Here is a 21,480-nt window from a genome sequence, read left to right as displayed (position 1 = left end):
GTAGCTCGCGTACAAGAGCCGCCTTCGCTACACTCCGACATCCTCATACCGGGTTCATTCATGCTTCGGCTTGCAGCAGCGATCGCCGCCCTCGGCCTGGCTTCGACCGTCAGTACGACCGTCGTCGGGTCTCACCACCCGGCGGGACCCACGGCGCCGATCGATTCGGCGATCCTCAAGAGCCTCCGCTGGCGCAACATCGGCCCCGAACGTGCGGGTCGGTCGATTGCCATCAGCGGCGTGAAAGGGGAGCCGAAGGTCGCCTACGCCGGTGCCGCGGGCGGCGGACTCTGGAAAACGACCGATGGGGGTACCAGCTGGGCGCCGATCACCGATGGCCAGGTGCATTCCGCTTCGGTCGGCGCCGTGGCTGTCTCCGAATCGGATCCCAGCATCGTGTACATCGGGATGGGTGAGGCGTGCATCCGCGGCGATATCATGGCCGGCGACGGCGTCTACAAGTCGACTGATGCCGGGAAGACCTGGACCCACGTCGGGTTCGGCCGGGATCAGACGATTTCGAAGATCCGCATCGATCCGCGCAATCCCGATGTCGTGTACGTCGCCGCATTCGGGAATTACAGCACGCCGAACGAGGAGCGTGGCGTCTACAAGACGACCGACGGCGGGAAGACGTGGCGCAAGGTGCTCTATCACGACAACAAGACGGCAGCGATCGATATTTCGATCGACCGGCACAACCCCGATGTGATCTACGCTGCGCTCTGGGAAGCGATGCGCAATGAGTGGACGATGTCGAGCGGCGGCCCGGGGAGCGGTCTCTACAAGTCGACCGACGGCGGCGAGCACTGGCAGGAGATCACCCGCAATCCCGGCCTTCCCGCCGGAATCGACGGCAAGATCGGCGTCTCGGTCTCAGGCGCCGATCCCAACCGCGTGTATGCCGAGATCGAGAGTGACAACGGCGGCCTCTTTCGATCCGACGACGCCGGCGCGACATGGTCGCTGGTGAACAGCGGCCACAATATCCGGCAGCGCGCCTTCTATTACACACACGTCACCGCCGATCCCCACGACAAGGACCTGGTGTACGTCGAGAACGTCGGCACCCTTCGCTCGACCGACGGCGGCAAGACGATGACGAACTACGCCGGCAGCGATTCGCACGACATGTGGATCGACCCCGACGATTCGCAGCACCTGATGTACGCCAATGACGGCGGCGCCGCGATCACCTTCGATGCTCTCGGCGCGCACACGTTCTCGGCGCGGACCTATTCGACCGCGCAGCTCTATCACATCGTTGCCACGACTCACGTGCCGTACCACGTCTGCGGCGCACAGCAGGATGCCAGCACCATCTGCGTGCCGAGTGATGCTGGCGAGGGGCGTGGAGGACGCGGTGGCGGCGGCGGGCGTGGCGGCACGACCAACACCTATTCTGTCGGCGGCGCGGAGCCGGGGTACATCGCGCCCGACCCGGAAGACCCGGATGTCTTCTACGCCGGCGGCAACAACGGCTCATTCCTCACCCGGCTCGATCGCCGCAGCGGCGAAGAGCGGGAAGTCGGTCCGTATCCGCTGATGTTTTCGGGTGAACCGTCGAGCGCGCTGGTCGAACGGTGGCAATGGACCTATCCAATCGTCTTCTCGCCGGTCGACCCGAAGGTGCTCTACGCCGGGTCGCAGCACGTCTGGCGAACGGCAGATGGTGGCAATACCTGGGAGAAGATCTCTCCCGATCTCACCCGTCATGACCCGTCGACGATGGGGCACTCCGGCGGTCCCATCACCGGCGACATGAACGGCCCCGAGGTGTACGCCGTGGTCTTTGCGCTCGGACCATCGAAGCGCGACGTGAATGTGCTCTGGGCGGGGTCGGACGACGGGCTGATTCACGTGACCCGCAACGGCGGCAAGACGTGGGCGAATGTGACGCCAAGCGGGATGCCAGACTTTGGCCGCGTCAGCATCATCGACGCGTCGGCGTTCGACGCGGGCACGGCGTACGCTGCCGTCAAGCGGCCGCTGCTCAACGACGACGCGCCGTACATCTTCCGCACCCATGATTTCGGCCACACGTGGACGAAGATCGTCACCGGCATCGCCCCCGACGCCTACGTGCATTCGGTGCGAGAAGACTCGACCCGGCGCGGACTGCTCTATGCCGCGACACAACACGGCGTCTACCTCTCCTACGATGACGGCGACAACTGGCAATCGCTGTCGCTCAATCTCCCCGACGCACCCGTGTCGGACCTGATCGTGCAGGGGAACTCGCTGGCGATCTCGACCCACGGGCGCGGCTTCTACATCCTCGACAACATCGAAGCGCTGCGGCAGGTCACGCCCGGTGAGTCACCATCGTCGCCGCTCCTCCTGCGTCCGGCCGTGGCGATCCGCGGCGGCGGCAATGCGCGGATCGCGTACTGGCTTCCGGCACGGGCCCAGCAGGTGACGGTGCAGGTCACCGATGCGAAAGGCGACACGATCTTCACCAGCAAGAGCGGTGGTGAGCTTGGTGGCGGGCGCGGCGACGCAGCTGGCGGTGGCGGTGGTGGCGGTGGAGGTGGGCGCGGACGGGGCCGCGCCGCGGGCGCTCCGGTGACCGAAGGGATCAACGCGGTCAATTGGGATCTCCGGTATCCCGAGGCCGCCACCTTCCCCGCAATGATTCTCTGGGGCGCGACGACCAGCGGACCGCTGGCGCTGCCGGGCCGCTACACCGTCCACCTGACGGTCGATGGCAAGTCCCAGACGCAACCGCTGACGATCCTCCGGCACCCGCTCCATCGCGACGCAACCGACGCCGATCTCGCCGCGCAATTCGCGATGGCGATCCGGATTCGCGACAAGGTCTCCGAGGCAAACGGCGCCGTGGTTCAGATCCGCGCACTCAAGTCACAGATCGCCGAGCGGATGGCGAAGATTTCCGATCCCGCCGTCAAGGCCGCGGCCGACTCGCTGACCCGTTCACTGAGCGATGTTGAGGAAGCGATCTACCAGGTGAAGAACCAGAGCGGGCAGGACCCGCTGAACTACCCGATCAAGCTCAATAATCGTCTCGCATCACTTCTCGGCTCGGTCGAATCCGGTGGCGGCCGGCCGACCAACAACATCGGCCCGATCTTTACCGATCTCTCAGCCCAGCTCAAGGTACAGCTCGACCAGCTGCACCGAATTGTCTCGACGCAGGTGCCGGCGTTCAACGCCCGGGCTGCCCGCGCCGGCTTGCCGCCGATTGCGGTGTTTGTTGACGACTCCGCGGCCGCCGCTAGCTTACATCCATCGACCAACCGATCCGGAGGCGCACGATGAAGCTCGCACTGTCAGCTCTTTCTGCCGGGGCACTCCTCGCGCTCCTTGCCGCACCAGCTCCCGCGTCGGCGCAGATCGGCGGCATGATCCGCGGCGCGGTCAACGACGCCGCGCAGACCAAGATCAACAGCATGGTCAACTGCGCCGTCAATGATCAGGACTGCATCGACAAGGCCCACGCCGACGGCAAGAAGGTGACCGTCGTCGATGCCAAGGGGAAACCGCTCAAGGATCAATCGGCCGCCAACAAGACCAGCGCCGACCAGTCCGCCAGCGCGACGGTGACCGCCGGCGACGCCACTGCGAGCAGCGATCCCCCGGGCAAGGGCGCCTGGCTCAACTACGACTTCGTTCCCGGCGACACCGTTCTCTTCTTCGACGATTTCTCGACCGACAAGGTCGGTGATCTGCCGACCCACGAAGACATCACTGGCGGGAACGTGACGGTGGTCGACATCAAGGGAACGAAATATCTCCACACCACGACCGGAGGGGACATGACTGTCTCGCTCCCGGAAGTGCTGCCGCAGCGGTTCACGGTCGAGTTCACCTTCCATCGGACGGGCGGAAACGGCAGCGGCCTCGATCTCCGGCTTGGCGACGACGGCGAGCTGACCTTTCGATGTGACCAGGGGAATGGCCGGATCATGGGCCGCGGCCCGAATGGCCCGAAGGAAGCCGGTCAGGACGTGCCGGTCGGCGAGAACGACCTCGAGGTCTGCCGCCTCATGGTCGACGGCGGCTACGCCAAGGGGTACGTCAATTCGACCCGCGTCGGCCAGCTCAATGGTCTGGTCTTCCCGCGCGAGGACAAGATCCACATCTCCCTTCCCAACGCCGACGACAACGGCGCCCTCCTTACGGGGCTTCGCGTCGCCGCCGGCGGCCGCGATCTCTACGATGGGCTGAACGCCAGCGGGCGGATCGTCACGCAGGGGATTCTCTTCGACGTCAGTTCCGACCGGATTCGCGGGGAATCAACACCGACGCTCAAGGCTATCGGTGACATGCTGACGCAGCACGCCGATCTCAAGCTGACTATCGAGGGACACACCGATAACACCGGTACCGCCGCCACCAACCAGACCCTCTCCGAAAAGCGGGCGGCGTCGGTGCGGCAATACCTGGTCGACAACTACAAGATCGATGGGAGCCGGCTCAAGTCGGCGGGGTTCGGCGCGAGCAAGCCGATTGCGTCGAACGACACGCCCGAGGGGCGGCAGAACAATCGCCGCGTGGAGCTGGTCAAGAACTGACGCCGCGCCGGCGGCGATCGTGAACTACTTGTTCGCGATCGCCGCCACCTCTGCACCCACGTTGGTGAGCCACCCGTGCCGGTCTTCGCGCGCTCCCGATGCGATATCGAGGTATTCTCGCTGCAGCTGCTTGGTGACCGGCCCGCGCTTCCCCGATCCAACCGCGATGTGATCGACGCTCCGCACCGGCGTCACCTCCGACGCCGTCCCGGTGAGGAAGACTTCGTCCGCGGCATAGAGCATCTCGCGCGCCAGCGGCTGTTCCCGCACCGGAATGCCGGCTTCACTGGCGAGGGTGAGGATGGTTGACCGCGTGACGCCGGTCAGCAACGTCCCGTCGATCGGCGGCGTGTAGACCGTGCCGCCGTGCACGATGAAGACGTTCTGTCCGGAGCCTTCGCTCAACATGCCGCCTGGCCCCAGGGCGATCGCTTCGCTAAAGCCGTTGGCCAGCGCTTCCATCTTGATCAACTGTCCACCGAGATAGTTGCCCGCGATCTTCGCGGCGGCGGGAATCGTATTGGGTGCGACCCGATGCCAGCTCGAGACGCACGCGTCGATCCCGTTCTCCAGCGCGCCTTCGCCCAGGTACGCACCCCACGGCCAGCACGGAACGTACATCTCGACCGGCGAGTCGAACGGCACCATCCCCGCAGCGCCGTAGCCTCGCACCACCATCGGCCTGATGTAGCATGAGTCGAGCTGATTCCGCTCCACGACCTGGCAGCACGCCGTCACGAGATCGTCGACGGCATACTGCAGGTCGATCCGGTAGACACGGCACGACGTCATCATCCGCTGCAGATGGTCCTGCAGGCGGAAGATTGCCGGCCCTTGCGGTGTCTTGTAGCAGCGAATCCCCTCGAAGACCGACGAACCGAATTGCATCGAATGCGACAGGACGTGCACCTGCGCGTCCTTCCATCGAATGAATTCGCCGTCGCGCCAGATCCATTCCGTTTCCGTGAGCCGAGCCATCACTACTCCTTGGGACGAGACTGCACTGCTGGTGCCAACGCGGGAGACGCTGCTACAACAACAGCCGGACCGCGCCGCCGTCGACGCAAATCGCCTGGCCAGTCACGAATCCGGCGTGATCGGACGCGAGGAAGGCGATCATCGCTGCGACTTCCTCGGGCCGGCCGAGACGCTTGAGCGGAGACTGCGCGCGCCACTGATCGAAGATCGCGTCGTGGCTCGCACCGGTGCGCTTGGCATTGGCATCGGCCAGCGCCTGCAGCCGCTCGGTTTCGGTGAATCCGGGAAGCACGGTGTTGACGGTGACGCCGTCGGCACCGATCTCCTCGGCCAAGGTGCGGTAATACCCGGTGACCGCGGCGCGCAACGAATTGGAAAGTGCCAGCGCTGGTTCCGGCCGCTTCACTGCAAGCGACGTGATGCCGATCACGCGGCCCCACTTCCGGCTTCGCATTCCCGGCACGAACGCGCGGCAGAGCTCGACCGCGCTACGCAGGAGCAGCGTCGCCGCCGATTCCCAGGCGGTCCACGGGATGTCGAGCGTCGCGCCGGTCGGGGGGCCGCCAGTGTTGGGCACGAGGATGTCCACCGATCGATGACGCTCGCGCACCGTGTCGACCAATCCCTTGAGGCCGTCTTCGGTGCTGAGGTCCGCCGCAATCGCATCGATCGTCGCGCCGCCGGTATTCAGGCGGCTCTTCGCGCGTTCCAGCGATCCTTCATTGCGCGAGCAGATGATGACCGTTGCGCCTTCCGCAGCGAGCGCCGCGGCAGTCGAGAAACCGATGCCCTGGCTCGCGCCGCAGACCAGCGCAGTTTTTCCCTTGATCCCGAAATCCACGCTATTTCGTTCCGCGCAGATATCCGTCGGTCTTTTCGATCCAGTCCTGCCGCGGCGGGGTAAATACATCCAGGTCGAGGGTGTCTTCGATCGCCTCGGCGCGGTGCCGCACGCCGCCGGGGATGAGCAGCACTTCGCCGGCGTGGATGTCGACGTACTCGTCGCCCGGATGGTCGGCATGCTCGCCGATCCAGAAACGGAGGCATCCTTCGAGGATGTAGGTCGCCTGTTCGTTGTGATGCTCGTGCGCCGGAACGATCGAGCCGGTCTTCAGGAAGACCTGGCCCAGCATCAACCGGTCGTTGTAGACCAGCTTGCGGGTGATGAGCGGCGAGAGGGGTTCGTGGGGGATGTCGTCCCAGACGTGCTTCGTCGGTGTGGTCATCTGCCAATCCAGTCGATGGTGAGTTCGGCTGCAGCACGGGAAAGATAGCGCGTCCGCATTCAGCGATCGAAGACCGCGATGCACTCGATTTCGACCCGGCCGCCGAGAGCCAGGCCGCTTGCACCGAAGGCGCTCCGCGCCGGGAGCGGCGGCTTGAAGAATTCGACATAGACCTGGTTCATCGCCGGCCACTCCTTCATGTCGGCCATCATCACGGTGCATTTCACTACGGCGTCGAGCCCCAATCCCCGGCGCTCGAGCACCGCGCGGACGTTGGTCAGGATCTGCCGCGTCTCCGCCTCGATACCGCCCGACACCAGCTTGGCGGTCGCGTCGGTTCCCATCTGGCCGGAGAGGTAGAGGAGATTGCCGACCCGCACCGCTTCGGAAAACGGCAGCTTCATCGTGGGAGGGAGCGGGAGGAACTCCACCGTCGACCGTTCGTCAGATGCCATCGTGTCCTCGGGTAGACAGGTTCACGGCACGCCGCCGCGCAGGATCACCGCCAGCTTTTCCGGGTCGATATTGCCGCCGCTCACGATCGCGGCAGGCCGGCGCACACCGGGGACTCCCTTGAGTGCCGCGGCGACTCCAGCACCGCCCGCCCCCTCGGCCACCACCCGATTCCGTTCGGCGAGCCCCTTGATCGCGGCGGCGACGTCGGCTGCCGTCACGATCAGGACGCCCGCGAGAAGCTCGCGCGCGAGTTGCCACATTTCGGGCGCAACACTTCGTCCGCCGATCCCGTCGACGAATGACCGGACCGGCTCGATGTCGCCAGCGCCGCCTCGGGCAAAGGCCGCCGCGAGCGGGGCCGCCGCCTCGACCTCGACGGCGAAGACCTTCACGGCAGGGTTGATGGCGCGGACCGCCGTCGCGATCCCGCACGCGAGGCCGCCGCCGCCCCACGGGACCAGGACCGCATCCACGTCGGGGTCGTCTTCGAGGATCTCGAGCCCGATCGTCCCGTTGCCAGCCATGACTGCTGCGTCAGCGAACGGATGGATGAAGACACCGTCGACACCGGGATAGCGGTGGTCGAGCATCGCCTGCCACCATTTATCGAATGGCGCGCTGATGACCTCGCCGCCGAGCCGGCGGATCGCGGCGATCTTGTTGGCGGGGGCCCCTTCGGGAACGACCACGCGACACGGAACGCCGAGCGAACGGGCGCACCACGCGACCCCCTGCGCCATGTTCCCGGCACTCGCCGTCACGACGCCCCCGGCAAGTGACTCGCGGGGCGCCGACATCATCGCGTTGGCGGCGCCGCGGAGCTTGAAGGAGCCGATCGGCTGGAGATTCTCGAGCTTGAGGACGAGTTCGGCGTGATCGCGGTCGGGAAGGAGCGGCGTGCGATAGGCGATGCCGGAAATGCGCTGGCGCGCCTCCTTGATGGCACCGATCGGGATCTCAGCGATCGCACTCACGACATATCCTCCCGGTCACGACGTCACTGCGGTGGCGGAAGATAGCCGCCAACAGGCCGGTCCCACGACAGAGAATCGCTTCCCCGGCAAAAACACGTTCGCACCGGCGATCAGCTGCCGGTGCGAACCAGAATTCGAGACTGCCTGGACGCGCTTGAAATCGGCGCCCGACTAGAGGCTAGAAGCGGTAGACCAGTCCGAAATTGAGGACCGGGTAGACGCCCAGCTTGTTGAGGCTCTTCTGCGTGGTGTCCTGCTGCGCTAGGACGTCGTTCTGCAGCCCAGGAGCATTGCCTGTTGCATTCAGCAGAACGGTTGGCTTGCCGATCCCGGCGCCCAAGTCGAAGACAAACTTGAGCCCGCTGTGCTTCCCGGCGGCGGTGCCGAATCCGAGGCCGACGTAAGGAAGGGTCTTCCACTTTGCAGTGGCGGTCAGCGTACCGACACCAACCGAGTCATAGGTGTGATGATTGATCGTAAACTGATCGCTGCCGTTCGCCTGGCCGGTCGCCGTGATCTTGAGCGGGCTCGTCATGACGCCCCCGGTGAGATGGAACGACCCCCGATTCCCCGGGTAGAGGTCGATCAGACCGGTGAACGCCTGCAGCTTCAGTGAGGCGTCATAGCTGATGTCCTTCTCGGTCTGCGTCGTGCTGGCGCTGAAGAAATTCAGGCCGACGCGTGCGCCGATGTGACTGGTGAGGAGCTTGGACAGTTCCCCGCCAATACCCAAGGTGCCGAACCGGACGCCAAGGTAGGCGTCGGAGCCGTGGCTCCCGCCCTGCGCGGCAGCGACTGCAGGTGACGCGAGCAGAACGGCCAACCACAAGCTGCGAACCTTCATGGAGCCTCCCGAAGAGAGTGAAATAGGCGCTTTTCCGCGCACGACATGTGCCAATCACCGCCGCGTTTCAGGCGGCTACCTGCGTCCCCCCGGTGCCGTCGCTGCCGTCACCGCCGGCGGCGGGTCGAGGAGCTTGGCCAATGAGTCCTTCCTCGCAAGAAGGTGCTCTTCCATCTTGAGCCGCGGGATACCGTTCTTGAGCCAGTCAGGCGCCGGATCGCCCTTGAGATAGTGATCGAAGAATTCCGCCATCCGGACGGCGTAGTCGCGCTGGTTGACCGGCTTCGCCAGCCCGTGGTTCTCCCCGACGTATTCCAGGAAGACGACTTCCTTCCCAAGCTGCCGCAGGGTGTTGTAGTAGGTCACTCCCTGATTGAAATCGACCGCCCCGTCGCGATCGTTCTGCAGGATCATCAGCGGCGTATGGACCTTGTCTGCATGAAAGACCGGCGAATTGCGAATGTACGCGTCGTAGTTCTCCAGGAAATTCCCCCGGAATCGCCCCTGGCTCGATTCGAAGATCGCGGCGTCGGATCCGCCGGTGTTCCAGTAGATCGACGCATACATGCTGACCATGTTGGTGAGCGGTGCGCCGGCAACCGCCGCCGCGAAGATGTCGGTCTGGGTCACCAGGAACGCCGTCTGGTAGCCGCCCCACGAATGCCCCCAGAGGCCGACGTGCTTCGGATCGACGATCCCGGTGGCGATCGCCGCCTTGACCGCGGGCACGACGCACCACACTGCCGACATCCCTGGATCGTTCACCTTGTAGACAATGTCCGGATCGAAGACGACATAGCCGCGATCGGTGTACAGCGACGGATCGGGTGCCCGCGTGTCGCTCGGCGACACAAAGACATTCTTCCCCTGCGACCGCTTCTCGTAAATCGTGACCACCATCGGATACTGCTTCCCCGGCTGATAGTTCGCCGGGAGATAGAGCGCCCCCTGCAGCTTGTCGCCCTTGGCGCTGACGTAGTTCACCAGTCGCGTTCCGCTCGACCACGCCAGCTCCTTCATCTGCGGATTGGCGTCGGTCAGCGGATAGCCTGCGGTGAAATTCGGACCGAAGACGTGCCAGTCGGGATACTGGGCAAACGTCTGCCGGGTATAGAGGTAGGTGTCGGCGTCGCGCGCCTTGGTGATCGCGACCTTGGCGTCATCGAAGAAGAGGGATTTCGCGCCCGCCGCATCAGGATCGACGCGTGAGAGCCCCTCCTTCTTGGTCCATTCGCCGTACGTCGCGAGGTAGAGCGGCCGGGAGAGGTCGATCCCATCTGCCGGGTTCGCGCCGCGGCCGGCACGTGCAGACGCCGGAGCGCCGGCCGGGCGCGTCGGGTCGAAGCGGTAAACCGTCTGATACCGGATCTGATCGTGCTTTCCGTTGCCGGTGAGATTCACCGCGGGCGTCCCGGGGTGGGTCGCGACCTTCCAGACATCCCAGTTGTCCGAGAGGAGCACGTACTTCCCGTCGTTGCTCCAGCCGAATGAGCGCGCAGCCGGCGGCGTGAGGTTGTTGTGATCGTCATCGCTGTTGACGAACGACGTCGGCACGCCGCGGGTGATCACCGTGCTGTCGAGGGTCGACAAGTCGAGCACCCACCAGTTGGCATCCCGACCCCAGTAGAGGAGCCGCTGTCCGTCAGGCGATCCCGTCATCTGACCAGTCGGCTTCTTCCGCTGGACCAGCTTGCGGGTGCCGGTTGCGAGGTCGACGGTGTAGACATCCTCGAAAGTACGGCCGGTGTAACTGGCGCGTTCCTCGTATGGTGCCGTGTTGACGCCGTACGCGAACCGGTCGCCGTTGGTCACCGTCACCGAGCGAATCGAGTCGTCCGCGAGCTGGACGAAGCGGTTGTCCGCCACGCGATACTCGGCGAGATAGTTGAAGGCGCGATCCTGCTGCTCCTGCACGATCTGCTGCGACTGGAGGCGCGGATCCTTGTAGTGCCAGAGGATCAGCGATGGAATCGAATCGTTCCCTGCCGCGGCCGCGGCACCGCGCGCTCCCGGTGCGATCGCGCCTGCACCGCCGGCTCCCGGTGCGCCGGTCGCAGTCTCGCCTCCGCGCCCGCCTGTCGCTGCACCACGAGGAATCTTCGGTGCTTCCCGCACACCAAAGAAGACGGTGCCGAGGCCGGTCGCGTATCGCGGCGCGCGCTCGGAGGCGAGCTTCCAGCCGGTCGGGAAGTCCTTCCGCCCCGCCGGATCGAAGACGATCTGCCGTGACGGGCCCTCGGCGCCGAACCCGGTGAACGCCTCGATCGAAAAGACGGTGTCACGCGTCAGCGAGTCGAGCTTGCCGCGCATCACGCTCAGCCCTGCGGACGAATCGACCCAGGCGAGATGCGAGTAGATGAGCGGCGCGCTTTCGAGCGACTTGGAGACGCCGCTCTTCATGTTCCGCAGCTGCACGCCGTTGCCGACACGATCGGGCGTCGACATCGTGTAGGCGAGCCAGGTGCCGTCGCGATCGAAAGCGTACTCACCGACCGGCCCCATGTTGAACGTTTCGCCAGTGGTGAGGTTGTAGAGGAGCAGGTCGCTGTTGCCACCTGCCTGCCCTTCGGCACCCGCAGGCGCCCCAGCACCACGCCCCCCCGCGATGGTACCGCGGCCGCCACCGCCACCGCCCGCAGCCGCGTCCTGCATCACCATCCACGACGCATCTTCGGCATTGAACGAAAAACGCCGGATCCGGTCGAACTCCTTCGAGACGCCGGTGGTGAGATTCACCAGGACGAGTTTTGTCGGCCCGGTCGAATCCGTGGCGGCTCCTCCCGCAGCAGGAACTCCACCACGGCCGCGCCCCTGCCGGCCGCCGCCCGTGACAGCAGCCTTCGGTGGCGCCGCAATGAAGCCGAGCCAGTGCGAATCGCCGGAGATGGCAATCGACCCGCCGCCGCTCCCGGTCACGCGCCGCACGTCGTCGTGGGTCGAATCCGCCGTCCGCTTGACCACGATCGTGGCGTTCCCGTCGGCTGGCCCGACTTCGTAGGCAAACCACTTGCCGTCATTCGAGAGGACGTTCTGGCGGATTGCGTTCCAGCTCTTCAGGTCGGCCGGCGTGATGAACCGTCCCGACGTCTTCGCCGCAGGCTTCGCTGGAGCCGCGTCGGGCGACTGGGCGGCGAGCCGATTCGCAAACACGCATGACAGCAGCAGCGCGGCTGCTCGAGTGATCGAGCGCATCAGGAACTCCGATGTAGAGTGGTGAGGCGATACTGAAAGCTACCTGTCCGGTCCGACCGGGGGCAGCGGGTGACACGGACCGGTGTTAGAACCGGCCGCCGGCGAGCGAAAACGCCAGAATCGCCAGGACGACCGCCGTCAGGGCGACGTAGGTGCGGTCCGATTGCCGGATGAAGCCGATCAGCGAAAGTGCCACCCGTGCGACCGGGGTCGCGATCAGCAGCAGCAACCCCAGTTGAATGATCGCGGTCGTCTCCCCAGCCAGTGCGTGCCCGACGATCCCTCCGACGGAATTCAGTCCGTCCACGGGGCCTCGGAACGCTGTGTAATCCACCACGTCGCGACCGTGCCGGGTGAGGTATGCCGCCGCGCCGGCGATCGTCACGACCGCCGCGACGACGACGCCGCCCCGCAGCAGGTTGCCGACCGCCTGTTCGACCTCATCGTCTGACAAGCGTCGCATCGTCAGATCCTCCCGCTCGAGGCCTTGTACACCATCTCGATGGCAAGGGCGAGAATGACGACCGCAAAAATCTGCCGCAACCGCCGGGTGTGGATGTGGCTCAACAGCCGTGCGCCGAGGAGTGCACCGGCGAGGACGCCGAGCATCACGGGAAAGGAGAGCGCGGGATCGACGTACCCGCGGCGGAGATAGACCCCGGCGCTCGCCGCCGCGGTGACACCGATCATGAAATTGCTCGTCGTGGTCGACACCTTGAACGGCAAGCGCATCGCGTTGTCCATCGCGAGCACCTTGAGCGCTCCCGATCCGATGCCGAGGAGACCCGAGAGAATCCCGGCGATGAACATCAGCCCGAAACCGACCGGCACGTGCGTGACACCGTATTGCTGCAGCCCGGATGCTGTCGGGTAGGTCGACGTCAATCGCAACGGTTCGGCCCAGGGATCCGATCGCTCCACGCTGATGTGCTCGACTCGCGGGCGCGCCGAGAGATAGGCCGAAAAGACCAGCATCCCGGCGAAGAGGTAGGCGATCACCGACGTGGAAATCACCCCGGCGAGGAATGCTCCGCCCAGCGCGCCGGTCGTGGTGGCGATTTCGAGGAGCATGCCGAGTCGGATGTTGGTGTACCCCTCCTTGACGTAGGCCGCAGCTGCGCCGGAAGAGGTGGCGATGACACTGATGAGCGACGCGCCGATGGCGTAGTGGAGGTCGACGCCGAATCCGATGGTGAGCAGCGGAACGATCACCATGCCGCCGCCGAGACCGGTCAACGAACCGAGAAGGCCGGCGAGGAAGGCCCCGCCAAGAATCAATCCGCTGAGCTCGAACGCGGTCACCGAGTGGGCGATCCCCGATGGGTGAGGAGAGGAACGCCCAACATAACCGACTCCGGGGTCAGGCGCGCTGCAATCCGCCTGGCGCGCCGCCCAGCAGGCGCTTGAGTTCGGAGACGTCGACCGGCTTGACGGTGTGCGCATCAAAACCGGCGTCGCGCGCCCGCTGCTTGTCCCGTTCCTGGCCGTAGCCGGTCATCGCGACGATCAACCCGACACCAAGCTGTTCCTGCCGCACCTGCCGGCAGACCTCGTACCCATCCATTCCCGGGAGTCCGATGTCGAGCAGGACGATCGCCGGACGCTCCTGCCGCGCGAGCTCAAGCGCCCGGTGTCCGTCGTGTGCCACGGTGACCTGGTGCCCGTCGAGTCGCAGCAGCATGGCGAGCGAATCTGCCGCGTCACGATTGTCATCGACGACAAGAATGTGGTGCTGCCCCGCCGCTTCCGGCGCCCCGGCACTCTCGCGCCCCGGTCGCTCGGCGGCTTCTGCGAGCCGCGGCAGCGCGATGGTGAACTCGCTGCCGCGTCCGAGGCCGCGGCTCGCCGCACGTACGCTCCCGCCATGCATCTCCACCAACGTCTTGACCAGCGAGAGGCCGACACCAAGTCCGCCCTGCTGGCGGTCTGCCGGGCGTTCGCCCTGAGCGAACAGCTCGAAGATCTGCGTCTGCACCGCCGGCGCGATCCCGATCCCCCGGTCCTTCACCGAGATCACCGCGAGCCCCGGCTCGGCGTTGACCACCAGGTCGATGCGTCCCCCGTCGGCCTGATACTTCGCGGCGTTGTTGAGGAGGTTGGCAATCACCTGTGTCAGCCGCGCCTGATCACCGTTGACCAGGACCGGATGCTCCGGAAGCGCCACCGAGAGCGTGTGATGCTGCGCGTCGATCACCGGCCGGCTCATCTCCACGGCCGCTCGGACCACGTCGGCAAGGTCGACCGGTTCGAGCCGCAGCTTGATCTTCCCCTGCGTGATCCGCGACACATCGAGGAGATCGTCGACCAGGCGCGTCAGCTGGTTTGCCTGCCGCTCGATCACGTCGCGACACCACTGAAGATCGGGATCGAGTGAGCCCTTGAGATGCATGATGCTCACGGCGTTGCGGACCGGTGCCAGCGGATTCCGCAGCTCGTGCGCGAGCAGCGCCAGGAACTCGTCCTTGCGGCGGTCCGCCTCGCGCAGCTTGTCGGCAAGCTCGGCGAGCTTGAGGGACGACGCTTCCAGTTCGGCGGTCCGCTCGGCGACGCGCTGTTCGAGTTCGCGGTTGAGCCGCTCCGCTTCGCGCGTCGACCGGTACAACTCGGTGAAGACGCTGACCTTGGCCCGAAGGAGTTCGGGAATGACCGGGACGGAGAGATAGTCGACTGCGCCCGACGCATATCCCTTGACCCGGTCCAGGTCGGTCAGGTGCACCGCCGAGACGAAGATGATCGCCGTCTTCTGGAAGCGCGGATGCTGCCGGATGATCTCGGCCAGTTCGAAGCCGTCGATCTCCGGCATGCTGACATCCATCAGCACAACGGTGATGTCGTGCTTGAGCAGGTGCTCGAGCGCTTCCTTCCCCGACGTCGCCTTGAGGAGGTTCTCCCCCAGGTCGCTCAGGATCGCTTCGTAGGTGAGCAGCTTCCCCGGCTGGTCGTCGACCAGGAGGATGTTGGCCCTGTCGGTCGCCCCCGCCGTGGTCGTGCTCAACGGTGCAGCCAGAGTCGGAGTGCCGACAGGAGCTGCTCGGTATTGACCGGCTTGGCGAGGTAGTCCGAGGCACCCGCCTCGAGGCACTTCTCGCGGTCGCCTTTCATCGCCTTGGCGGTCAGCGCCACGATCGGCAGGCGCCGCAACTCGGGATTCTCGCGAATCGCGTGCATCGTCTGGTAGCCGTCCATTTCCGGCATCATGATATCCATCAGGACGATCGCAATGTCGGCGGTGTGCCCGAGCGTGGCAATCGCTTCGTGCCCGGTCCCCGCCGTGAGCACTTCCATTCCGCGCCGCTCGAGGACGCTGCTCAGTGCAAAGATATTGCGGATGTCGTCATCGACCACCAGCACCTTCTTGCCCACGAGGTCGTCGTCACCGCGATGGAGTCGTTCGAGCATCCGCTGCTTCTCCGGCGGAAGCTGGTGCACGACGCGATGCAGGAAAAGCGCCGTCTCGTCGAGCAACCGCTCGGGCGATTCGACACCCTTGACCACGACACTTCGCGCCAGCGTACGAAGCCGGGCGTCTTCGTCGGGCGACAGCTCCTTTCCGGTAAAGACCACCACCGGCAGTTCGCGGAGATGCGCATCGTCGCGAATGTGCTCGAGGACTTCGAATCCCGACATGTCGGGGAGCCGGAGATCGAGCACCGCGCAATCGTACGGCTCGCGCCGCAGTGTCGCCAGTGCCTCGCCGCCGGAGGCTGCCGTTGCGATCTCGATGTCGTCGTGGCGCAGGAGTTCGATGATGCTCACCTGCTCCGCCGGATTGTCCTCGACCACGAGCAATCGCCTCGAGCGCGGCACCGCATACTCGCGGATCCGCGCAAAGGCCGCCTGCAGCCCTTCCGACGTCGTCGGCTTGGGCAGGAACGCAAAGGCACCGCACGCCAGACCGTGCTGGCGATCCTCGTCGAGGGTGACGATCTGCACCGGGATGTGCCGCAACGTCGGATCCTGCTTGAGCTGGTTCAGGACGGTCCACCCGAGCATGTCGGGAAGGAAGACGTCGAGTGACACCGCGGTCGGGTGGAACTCCCGGGCAAGTGCCAATGCTTCGGCGCCGCCGCTCGCAACCAGCACCTTGAACCCCTGCTGGTGGGCTTCGTCGAGGAGAATCCGTGCATAGTGGGGATCGTCCTCCACGATGAGCAGCACCGTGTCGCCGGCAACGACCCCGTGCCGATCATCCGGGACCGGCTCGATGGCGCGGTCGATGACGCGCACCGGAACGAACGGTCCGTGTCCAACCGGCCGCTCTTCCGCTCCGTTCTCCGAGGCGCCGGCGTATGCCACCGGCAGGTAGAGGGTGAAGGTGCTGCCCACACCGGGCATGCTGCGCAGCTGGATCTCGCCGCCGAGCAGCGAGGAAAGTTCGCGGCTGATGGCGAGGCCGAGACCGGTACCGCCGTATTTGCGGCTTGTTCCGGCGTCAGCCTGCTGGAACGCCTCGAAGATGATCCGCTGCTTGTCCTGCGCGATCCCGATGCCGGTGTCGGCGACCTCGAAGGCGATCACGCGCGGCGCATGCGACAGCACCGGATGTTCGACATTCCACCCGCTCGACGCCGGCCCGACGCGCAGCCGGACGCCGCCCTGTTCGGTGAACTTGAAGGCGTTCGACAGGAGGTTCTTCAGCACCTGCTGCAGCCGCTTCGCATCGGTGACGATCGTGCTGCCGGTCGTTGGGTCGAGCTGCACGTCGAGCGAGAGGTTGCGTGCCTCCGCTTCGTGACGGAACGGCCGGGCAATCGCGTCGAGGACGGCGGCGACGACGACTTCCTCCGCCATCACCGTCACCGTGCCGGATTCGATCTTGGACAGGTCGAGAATATCGGTGATGAGGTTGAGCAGGTCGGTGCCGGCGCCGTGGATCGTCCTGGCAAACTCGACCTGCCGTGGCTGCAGGTTTCCTTCCGAATTCTCCGACAGCTGCTGGCCGAGGATCAGGATGCTGTTGAGCGGCGTGCGCAGCTCGTGTGACATGTTCGCCAGGAACTCGGACTTGTACTTCGACGTGAGCGCGAGTTCGGTTGCCTTCTCCTCGACCGCGCGGCGCGCCTGTTCGATTTCCTGGTTCTTCCGCTCGACCTCGGCGTTCTGCTCCGCCAGCTGCTGCGCCTTGAGCGCCAGCTGTTCGTTGGTCTGTTGCAGCTCGACCTGCTGCGTCTGCAGTTCGGTGGCGAGCTGCTGCGACTGCTTGAGCAGCCCTTCCGTCTGCATCGACGCCTCGATGCTGTTGAGCACGATCGCGATGCTGCTGGTGAGCTGGTCGAGGAGCGCGAGGTGTGACGGCACGAACTCCGTGAGCGAGGCGACGCTCAGCACCGCCTTGATCCGCCCTTCGAAGACCACCGGCACCACGATGATCGACCGCGGCAGCGTCTCGACAAACGTCGAATGCACCCGAACCGCGTCGGTGGGGACTGCGGTGATCAGGATGCGGCGCTGATCAGCGGCGCATTGCCCCACGAAACCCTCGCCCATCCCGAGTTGGGACGGGAATCCCCCGTGATGCGCGTCGGCGTATGAGGCGAGCAGTGCGAGTCCCGGCGGGTCGTCATCGCGCACCTGGTAGAGGACGCCCTGGTGGGCGTTGACCAGCGGCACCAGTTCGGAGAGGAGCACCTTCCCCGCGGTGCGAAGATCGCGTTGTCCCTGCAGCACGCCGGTGAGGCGCGCGAGATTGGTCTTGAGCCAGTCCTGTTCGGTGTTGCGGTCGGTGGTCAACCGCAGGTTGTCGATCATCGTGTTGATGTTGTCCTTGAGCTCCGCCACCTCGCCGCGCGCTTCCACCTGGATCGAGCGGGTGAGATCGCCCTGCGTCACCGCCGTTGCCACTTCCGCGATCGAACGGACCTGCGTGGTCAGGTTGGCCGCCAGAAGATTGACATTGCCGGTAAGGTCCTTCCACGTCCCTGCCGCGCCCGGCACGTTGGCCTGGCCGCCGAGGCGTCCTTCGACGCCGACCTCGCGGGCGACCGTCGTCACCTGGTCGGCGAAGGTCGCCAATGTGCCGGTCATGTCGTTGATCGTCTCGGCGAGCGCCGCGACCTCACCCTTGGCGTTCACCGTCAGTTTCGGCTTGAGATCGCCGTTCGCGACGGCGGTCACGACCTTCACGATGCCGCGCACCTGCTCAGTCAGGTTGGCGGCCATGACGTTGACGTTGTCGGTAAGATCCTTCCACGTGCCGGCAACCCCCGGCACTTTCGCCTGACCGCCGAGTTTCCCTTCCGTTCCCACTTCACGCGCGAGGCGGGTCACCTCGGCCGCGAAGGCGTTGAGCTGATCGACCATCGTGTTGATCGTCAGCTTGAGCTCGAGAATCTCTCCCTTCACGTCGACGGTGATCTTGCGCGACAGGTCGCCGCGCGCCACCGCCGTGGTGACTTCCGCGATGTTGCGCACCTGGGTTGTCAGGTTGGCGGCGAGGAGGTTGACGTTGTCGGTGAGGTCCTTCCACGTGCCGGCCACGCCCGAGACGACTGCCTGACCGCCGAGTTTCCCATCCGTTCCCACCTCACGAGCCACGCGGGTGACCTCAGCCGCGAACGACCGCAGCTGCTCCACCATCGTGTTGATCCCTTCCTTGAGCTGGAGCAGTTCGCCGCGCACGTCGACCGTGATTTTCTTGGAGAGGTCGCCGCTCGCCACTGCGATCGTCACCTCGGCGATGTTGCGCACCTGCGCCGTCAGGTTGCTCGCCATCGAATTGACGCTGTCGGTGAGATCCTTCCACGTGCCAGCGACGCCCGGCACTTCGGCCTGGCCGCCCAGCTTTCCTTCGGTGCCGACTTCGCGCGCCACACGGGTGACCTCACCGGCAAAGCCGTTGAGCTGGTCGACCATCGTGTTGATGGTGTTCTTGAGCGCGAGAATTTCGCCGCTGACATTCACCGTGATCTTGCGCGAGAGATCGCCGCGCGCGACGGCTGTTGTCACTTCGGCGATGTTGCGGACCTGGGCAGTGAGGTTGCCCGCCATGAAATTGACGTTGTCGGTGAGCCCCTTCCACGTGCCGGCGACCCCGGGGACCTGTGCCTGCCCGCCGAGCTTCCCTTCCGTTCCGACTTCGCGCGCCACACGGGTCACTTCCGAGGCGAACGCGTTCAGCTGATCGACCATCGTGTTGAGCGTGTCCTTGAGTTCCAGGATCTCGCCGCTCACGTCGACGGTGATCTTCTTCGACAGGTCGCCGTTCGCGATCGCCGTCGCCACCTCGGCGATGTTGCGGACCTGCGCCGTCAGGTTGCTGGCCATGAAATTGACGCTGTCGGTGAGGTCCTTCCACGTCCCGCCCACGCCCGGCACCAGCGCCTGCCCGCCGAGACGGCCGTCGGTACCGACTTCGCGGGCCACGCGCGTCACTTCGGAGGCGAAGGCGTTGAGCTGATCGACCATCGTATTGAGCGTGTCCTTGAGCTCGAGGATTTCGCCCTTCACGTCGACGGTGATCTTGCGTGAGAGGTCGCCGCGCGCCACCGCCGTCGCGACTTCGGCGATGTTGCGCACCTGCCCGGTGAGGTTGCTCGCCATCGAGTTGACGCTATCCGTCAGGTCCTTCCACGTGCCGGCGACACCGCCCACCTGCGCCTGCCCGCCAAGCTTCCCTTCGGTACCGACTTCGCGCGCGACACGGGTCACTTCGGCGGCGAAGGAGTTGAGCTGATCGACCATCGTGTTGATGGTGATCTTGAGCTCGAGCACTTCGCCCTTCACGTCGACCGTGATCTTGCGCGAGAGGTCGCCGCGCGCCACCGCGGTGGTCACTTCGGCGATGTTGCGCACCTGGGTCGTCAGGTTTGCGGCGAGCAGGTTGACGTTGTCGGTGAGATCCTTCCAGGTCCCGGCCACGCCGGGGACCGCGGCCTGCCCGCCGAGGCGCCCTTCCGTTCCGACCTCGCGAGCCACGCGGGTGACCTCGGACGCGAAGCCGTTGAGCTGGTCGACCATCGTGTTGAGCGTTTCCTTGAGTTGCAGGATTTCGCCGCTCACATTCACGGTGATCTTCTTCGACAGGTCGCCGCGGGCGATCGCCGTGGCGACCTCGGCAATGTTGCGCACCTGTGCGGTCAGGTTGCTCGCCATGAAGTTGACGTTGTCGGTGAGGTCCTTCCACGTGCCGCCAACGCCGAGCACCTGGGCCTGACCGCCCAGCTTTCCTTCGGTGCCGACTTCGCGTGCGACGCGGGTCACTTCACCGGCAAAGGCATTGAGCTGATCGACCATCGTGTTGATGGTGTCCTTGAGCGCGAGGATCTCGCCGCTCACGTTCACCGTGATCTTGCGCGACAGGTCGCCGCGCGCGACCGCCGTCGTGACTTCCGCGATGTTGCGAACCTGCGCCGTGAGGTTGCCGGCCATCGCGTTGACGCTGTCGGTGAGGTCCTTCCACGTCCCCGCCACACCAGGGACCACGGCCTGCCCGCCGAGCTTCCCTTCGGTGCCGACCTCGCGTGCCACCCGCGTCACTTCCGACGCGAACGACCGCAGCTGGTCGACCATCGTGTTGATCGCTTCCTTGAGCTGCAGGATCTCGCCGCGGACGTCCACCGTGATCTTGCGTGACAGGTCGCCGCTGGCAACGGCGATGGTGACTTCGGAGATGTTGCGGACCTGCGCGGTGAGGTTGCTCGCCATCGAGTTGACTGACTCGGTCAGATCCTTCCAGACGCCGCTCACGCCGAGCACCTGAGCCTGGCCACCGAGCTTGCCGTCGGATCCGACTTCCCGCGCGACGCGGGTCACTTCGGAGGTGAAGACGCCGAGTTGCTGGATCATCGTGTTGACGATCGTGGCGGACCGGAGGAACTCTCCCTCGAGCGGGCGGCCGTCGACGTCGAGGCGGATCGTCTTGGTCAGGTGCCCCTGCGCCACGGCGGCGATGGCGTCGGTGACTTCGGTGGTGGGACGCAGCAGGTCGTCGACCAGGCCGTTGACCGACGCTTCCATTTCGCCCCATGAACCGCGGGAGTGCTCGAACTTGGCGCGCTCCCGCGTCTTCCCCTCCCGTCCGACCACCTGCCCGAGCCGCTTGAGTTCAATCGCCATCTTCTCGTTTGCCGCCACGATCTCATTGAAGGTGTCGGCGATCTTTCCATCGACGAGAGTCCAGTCACCCGGGAGGCGGACGGTGAAGTCGCCTCCACGCATTCGCTGCAGCGCCTCAAGAAGGCGTACACGATCGAGCGACGATGGTTCGACCTCTTCCATCACCGCGCTGGCGCTTGATGTCCTGCTGGCTCGTGGCATCGATCATCCTCATGGACCGG

The 21,480-nt window shown here is 65.4% G+C and carries 13 protein-coding genes; 2 read left to right on the top strand and 11 right to left on the bottom strand.

Annotated elements, in window-relative coordinates; genetic code table 11:
* Positions 1 to 60: 60 nt before the first annotated feature.
* Entirely contained in the window at positions 61 to 3,279 is a 3,219-nt protein-coding gene (locus VGM20_08030; GenBank protein ID HEY4100810.1) for a glycosyl hydrolase, read from the top strand.
* The gene (locus tag VGM20_08025) at positions 3,276 to 4,535 is read left to right on the top strand and encodes an OmpA family protein (protein HEY4100809.1); all 1,260 of its coding nucleotides are present in this window, start codon (positions 3,276 to 3,278) and stop codon (positions 4,533 to 4,535) included. Before VGM20_08030 ends, VGM20_08025 begins: the two co-directional genes overlap by 4 nt.
* Before the next feature lie 24 nt (positions 4,536 to 4,559).
* On the opposite strand, the gene VGM20_08020 is transcribed toward VGM20_08025, so the two are convergent.
* The 11 genes from VGM20_08020 to VGM20_07970 form a co-directional block, all read right to left on the bottom strand.
* A complete protein-coding gene (locus VGM20_08020) occupies positions 4,560 to 5,513 on the bottom strand; it encodes a branched-chain amino acid transaminase (protein ID HEY4100808.1) in 954 nt (317 codons plus the stop codon).
* Between the two features lie 52 nt (positions 5,514 to 5,565).
* Positions 5,566 to 6,354 (bottom strand): SDR family oxidoreductase, encoded by a 789-nt coding sequence (locus tag VGM20_08015; protein ID HEY4100807.1) that lies wholly within the window; start codon positions 6,352 to 6,354, stop codon positions 5,566 to 5,568.
* A 1-nt stretch (position 6,355) separates the two neighbouring features.
* Positions 6,356 to 6,739, bottom strand: a complete 384-nt coding sequence (locus VGM20_08010; GenBank protein HEY4100806.1) for a cupin domain-containing protein — start codon at positions 6,737 to 6,739, stop codon at positions 6,356 to 6,358.
* Between the two features lie 59 nt (positions 6,740 to 6,798).
* Complete coding sequence (locus VGM20_08005) at positions 6,799 to 7,194, bottom strand: RidA family protein (protein HEY4100805.1); 396 nt, start codon at positions 7,192 to 7,194, stop codon at positions 6,799 to 6,801.
* 21 nt (positions 7,195 to 7,215) lie between these two features.
* Complete coding sequence (locus VGM20_08000) at positions 7,216 to 8,169, bottom strand: pyridoxal-phosphate dependent enzyme (GenBank protein ID HEY4100804.1); 954 nt, start codon at positions 8,167 to 8,169, stop codon at positions 7,216 to 7,218.
* A gap of 178 nt (positions 8,170 to 8,347) precedes the next feature.
* On the bottom strand, positions 8,348 to 9,013 hold the full coding sequence (locus tag VGM20_07995) for a hypothetical protein (GenBank protein HEY4100803.1): 666 nt from the start codon (positions 9,011 to 9,013) through the stop codon (positions 8,348 to 8,350).
* A gap of 75 nt (positions 9,014 to 9,088) precedes the next feature.
* Entirely contained in the window at positions 9,089 to 12,205 is a 3,117-nt protein-coding gene (locus VGM20_07990) for a prolyl oligopeptidase family serine peptidase (GenBank protein HEY4100802.1), read from the bottom strand.
* A gap of 85 nt (positions 12,206 to 12,290) precedes the next feature.
* Positions 12,291 to 12,668, bottom strand: a complete 378-nt coding sequence (locus tag VGM20_07985) for a DUF1634 domain-containing protein (protein HEY4100801.1) — start codon at positions 12,666 to 12,668, stop codon at positions 12,291 to 12,293.
* A 2-nt stretch (positions 12,669 to 12,670) separates the two neighbouring features.
* Positions 12,671 to 13,507, bottom strand: a complete 837-nt coding sequence (locus VGM20_07980) for a sulfite exporter TauE/SafE family protein (protein ID HEY4100800.1) — start codon at positions 13,505 to 13,507, stop codon at positions 12,671 to 12,673.
* Between the two features lie 58 nt (positions 13,508 to 13,565).
* Entirely contained in the window at positions 13,566 to 15,200 is a 1,635-nt protein-coding gene (locus VGM20_07975) for a response regulator (protein ID HEY4100799.1), read from the bottom strand.
* A complete protein-coding gene (locus tag VGM20_07970) occupies positions 15,197 to 21,460 on the bottom strand; it encodes a HAMP domain-containing protein (GenBank protein ID HEY4100798.1) in 6,264 nt (2,087 codons plus the stop codon). The genes VGM20_07975 and VGM20_07970 overlap by 4 nt, the downstream gene beginning before the upstream one ends.
* Positions 21,461 to 21,480 lie beyond the last annotated feature (20 nt).

The sequence above is a fragment of the Gemmatimonadales bacterium genome (assembly GCA_036500345.1).
GTDB lineage: Bacteria > Gemmatimonadota > Gemmatimonadetes > Gemmatimonadales > GWC2-71-9 > Palsa-1233.
Note: the sequence above shows the minus strand (reverse complement) of the source record. Positions and strands in the feature narration are given on the sequence as shown.

Bases quoted from the DNA above. Each gene is read 5' to 3' on its own strand.
- VGM20_07970 (HEY4100798.1), bottom strand. From the start codon at position 21,460: ATGCCACGAGCCAGCAGGACATCAAGCGCCAGCGCGGTGATGGAAGAG.
- VGM20_08025 (HEY4100809.1), top strand. From the start codon at position 3,276: ATGAAGCTCGCACTGTCAGCTCTTTCTGCCGGGGCACTCCTCGCGCTC.
- VGM20_08010 (HEY4100806.1), bottom strand. From the start codon at position 6,739: ATGACCACACCGACGAAGCACGTCTGGGACGACATCCCCCACGAACCC.
- VGM20_08030 (HEY4100810.1), top strand. From the start codon at position 61: ATGCTTCGGCTTGCAGCAGCGATCGCCGCCCTCGGCCTGGCTTCGACC.
- VGM20_07985 (HEY4100801.1), bottom strand. From the start codon at position 12,668: ATGCGACGCTTGTCAGACGATGAGGTCGAACAGGCGGTCGGCAACCTG.
- VGM20_07995 (HEY4100803.1), bottom strand. From the start codon at position 9,013: ATGAAGGTTCGCAGCTTGTGGTTGGCCGTTCTGCTCGCGTCACCTGCA.
- VGM20_08020 (HEY4100808.1), bottom strand. From the start codon at position 5,513: ATGGCTCGGCTCACGGAAACGGAATGGATCTGGCGCGACGGCGAATTC.
- VGM20_08005 (HEY4100805.1), bottom strand. From the start codon at position 7,194: ATGGCATCTGACGAACGGTCGACGGTGGAGTTCCTCCCGCTCCCTCCC.
- VGM20_07990 (HEY4100802.1), bottom strand. From the start codon at position 12,205: ATGCGCTCGATCACTCGAGCAGCCGCGCTGCTGCTGTCATGCGTGTTT.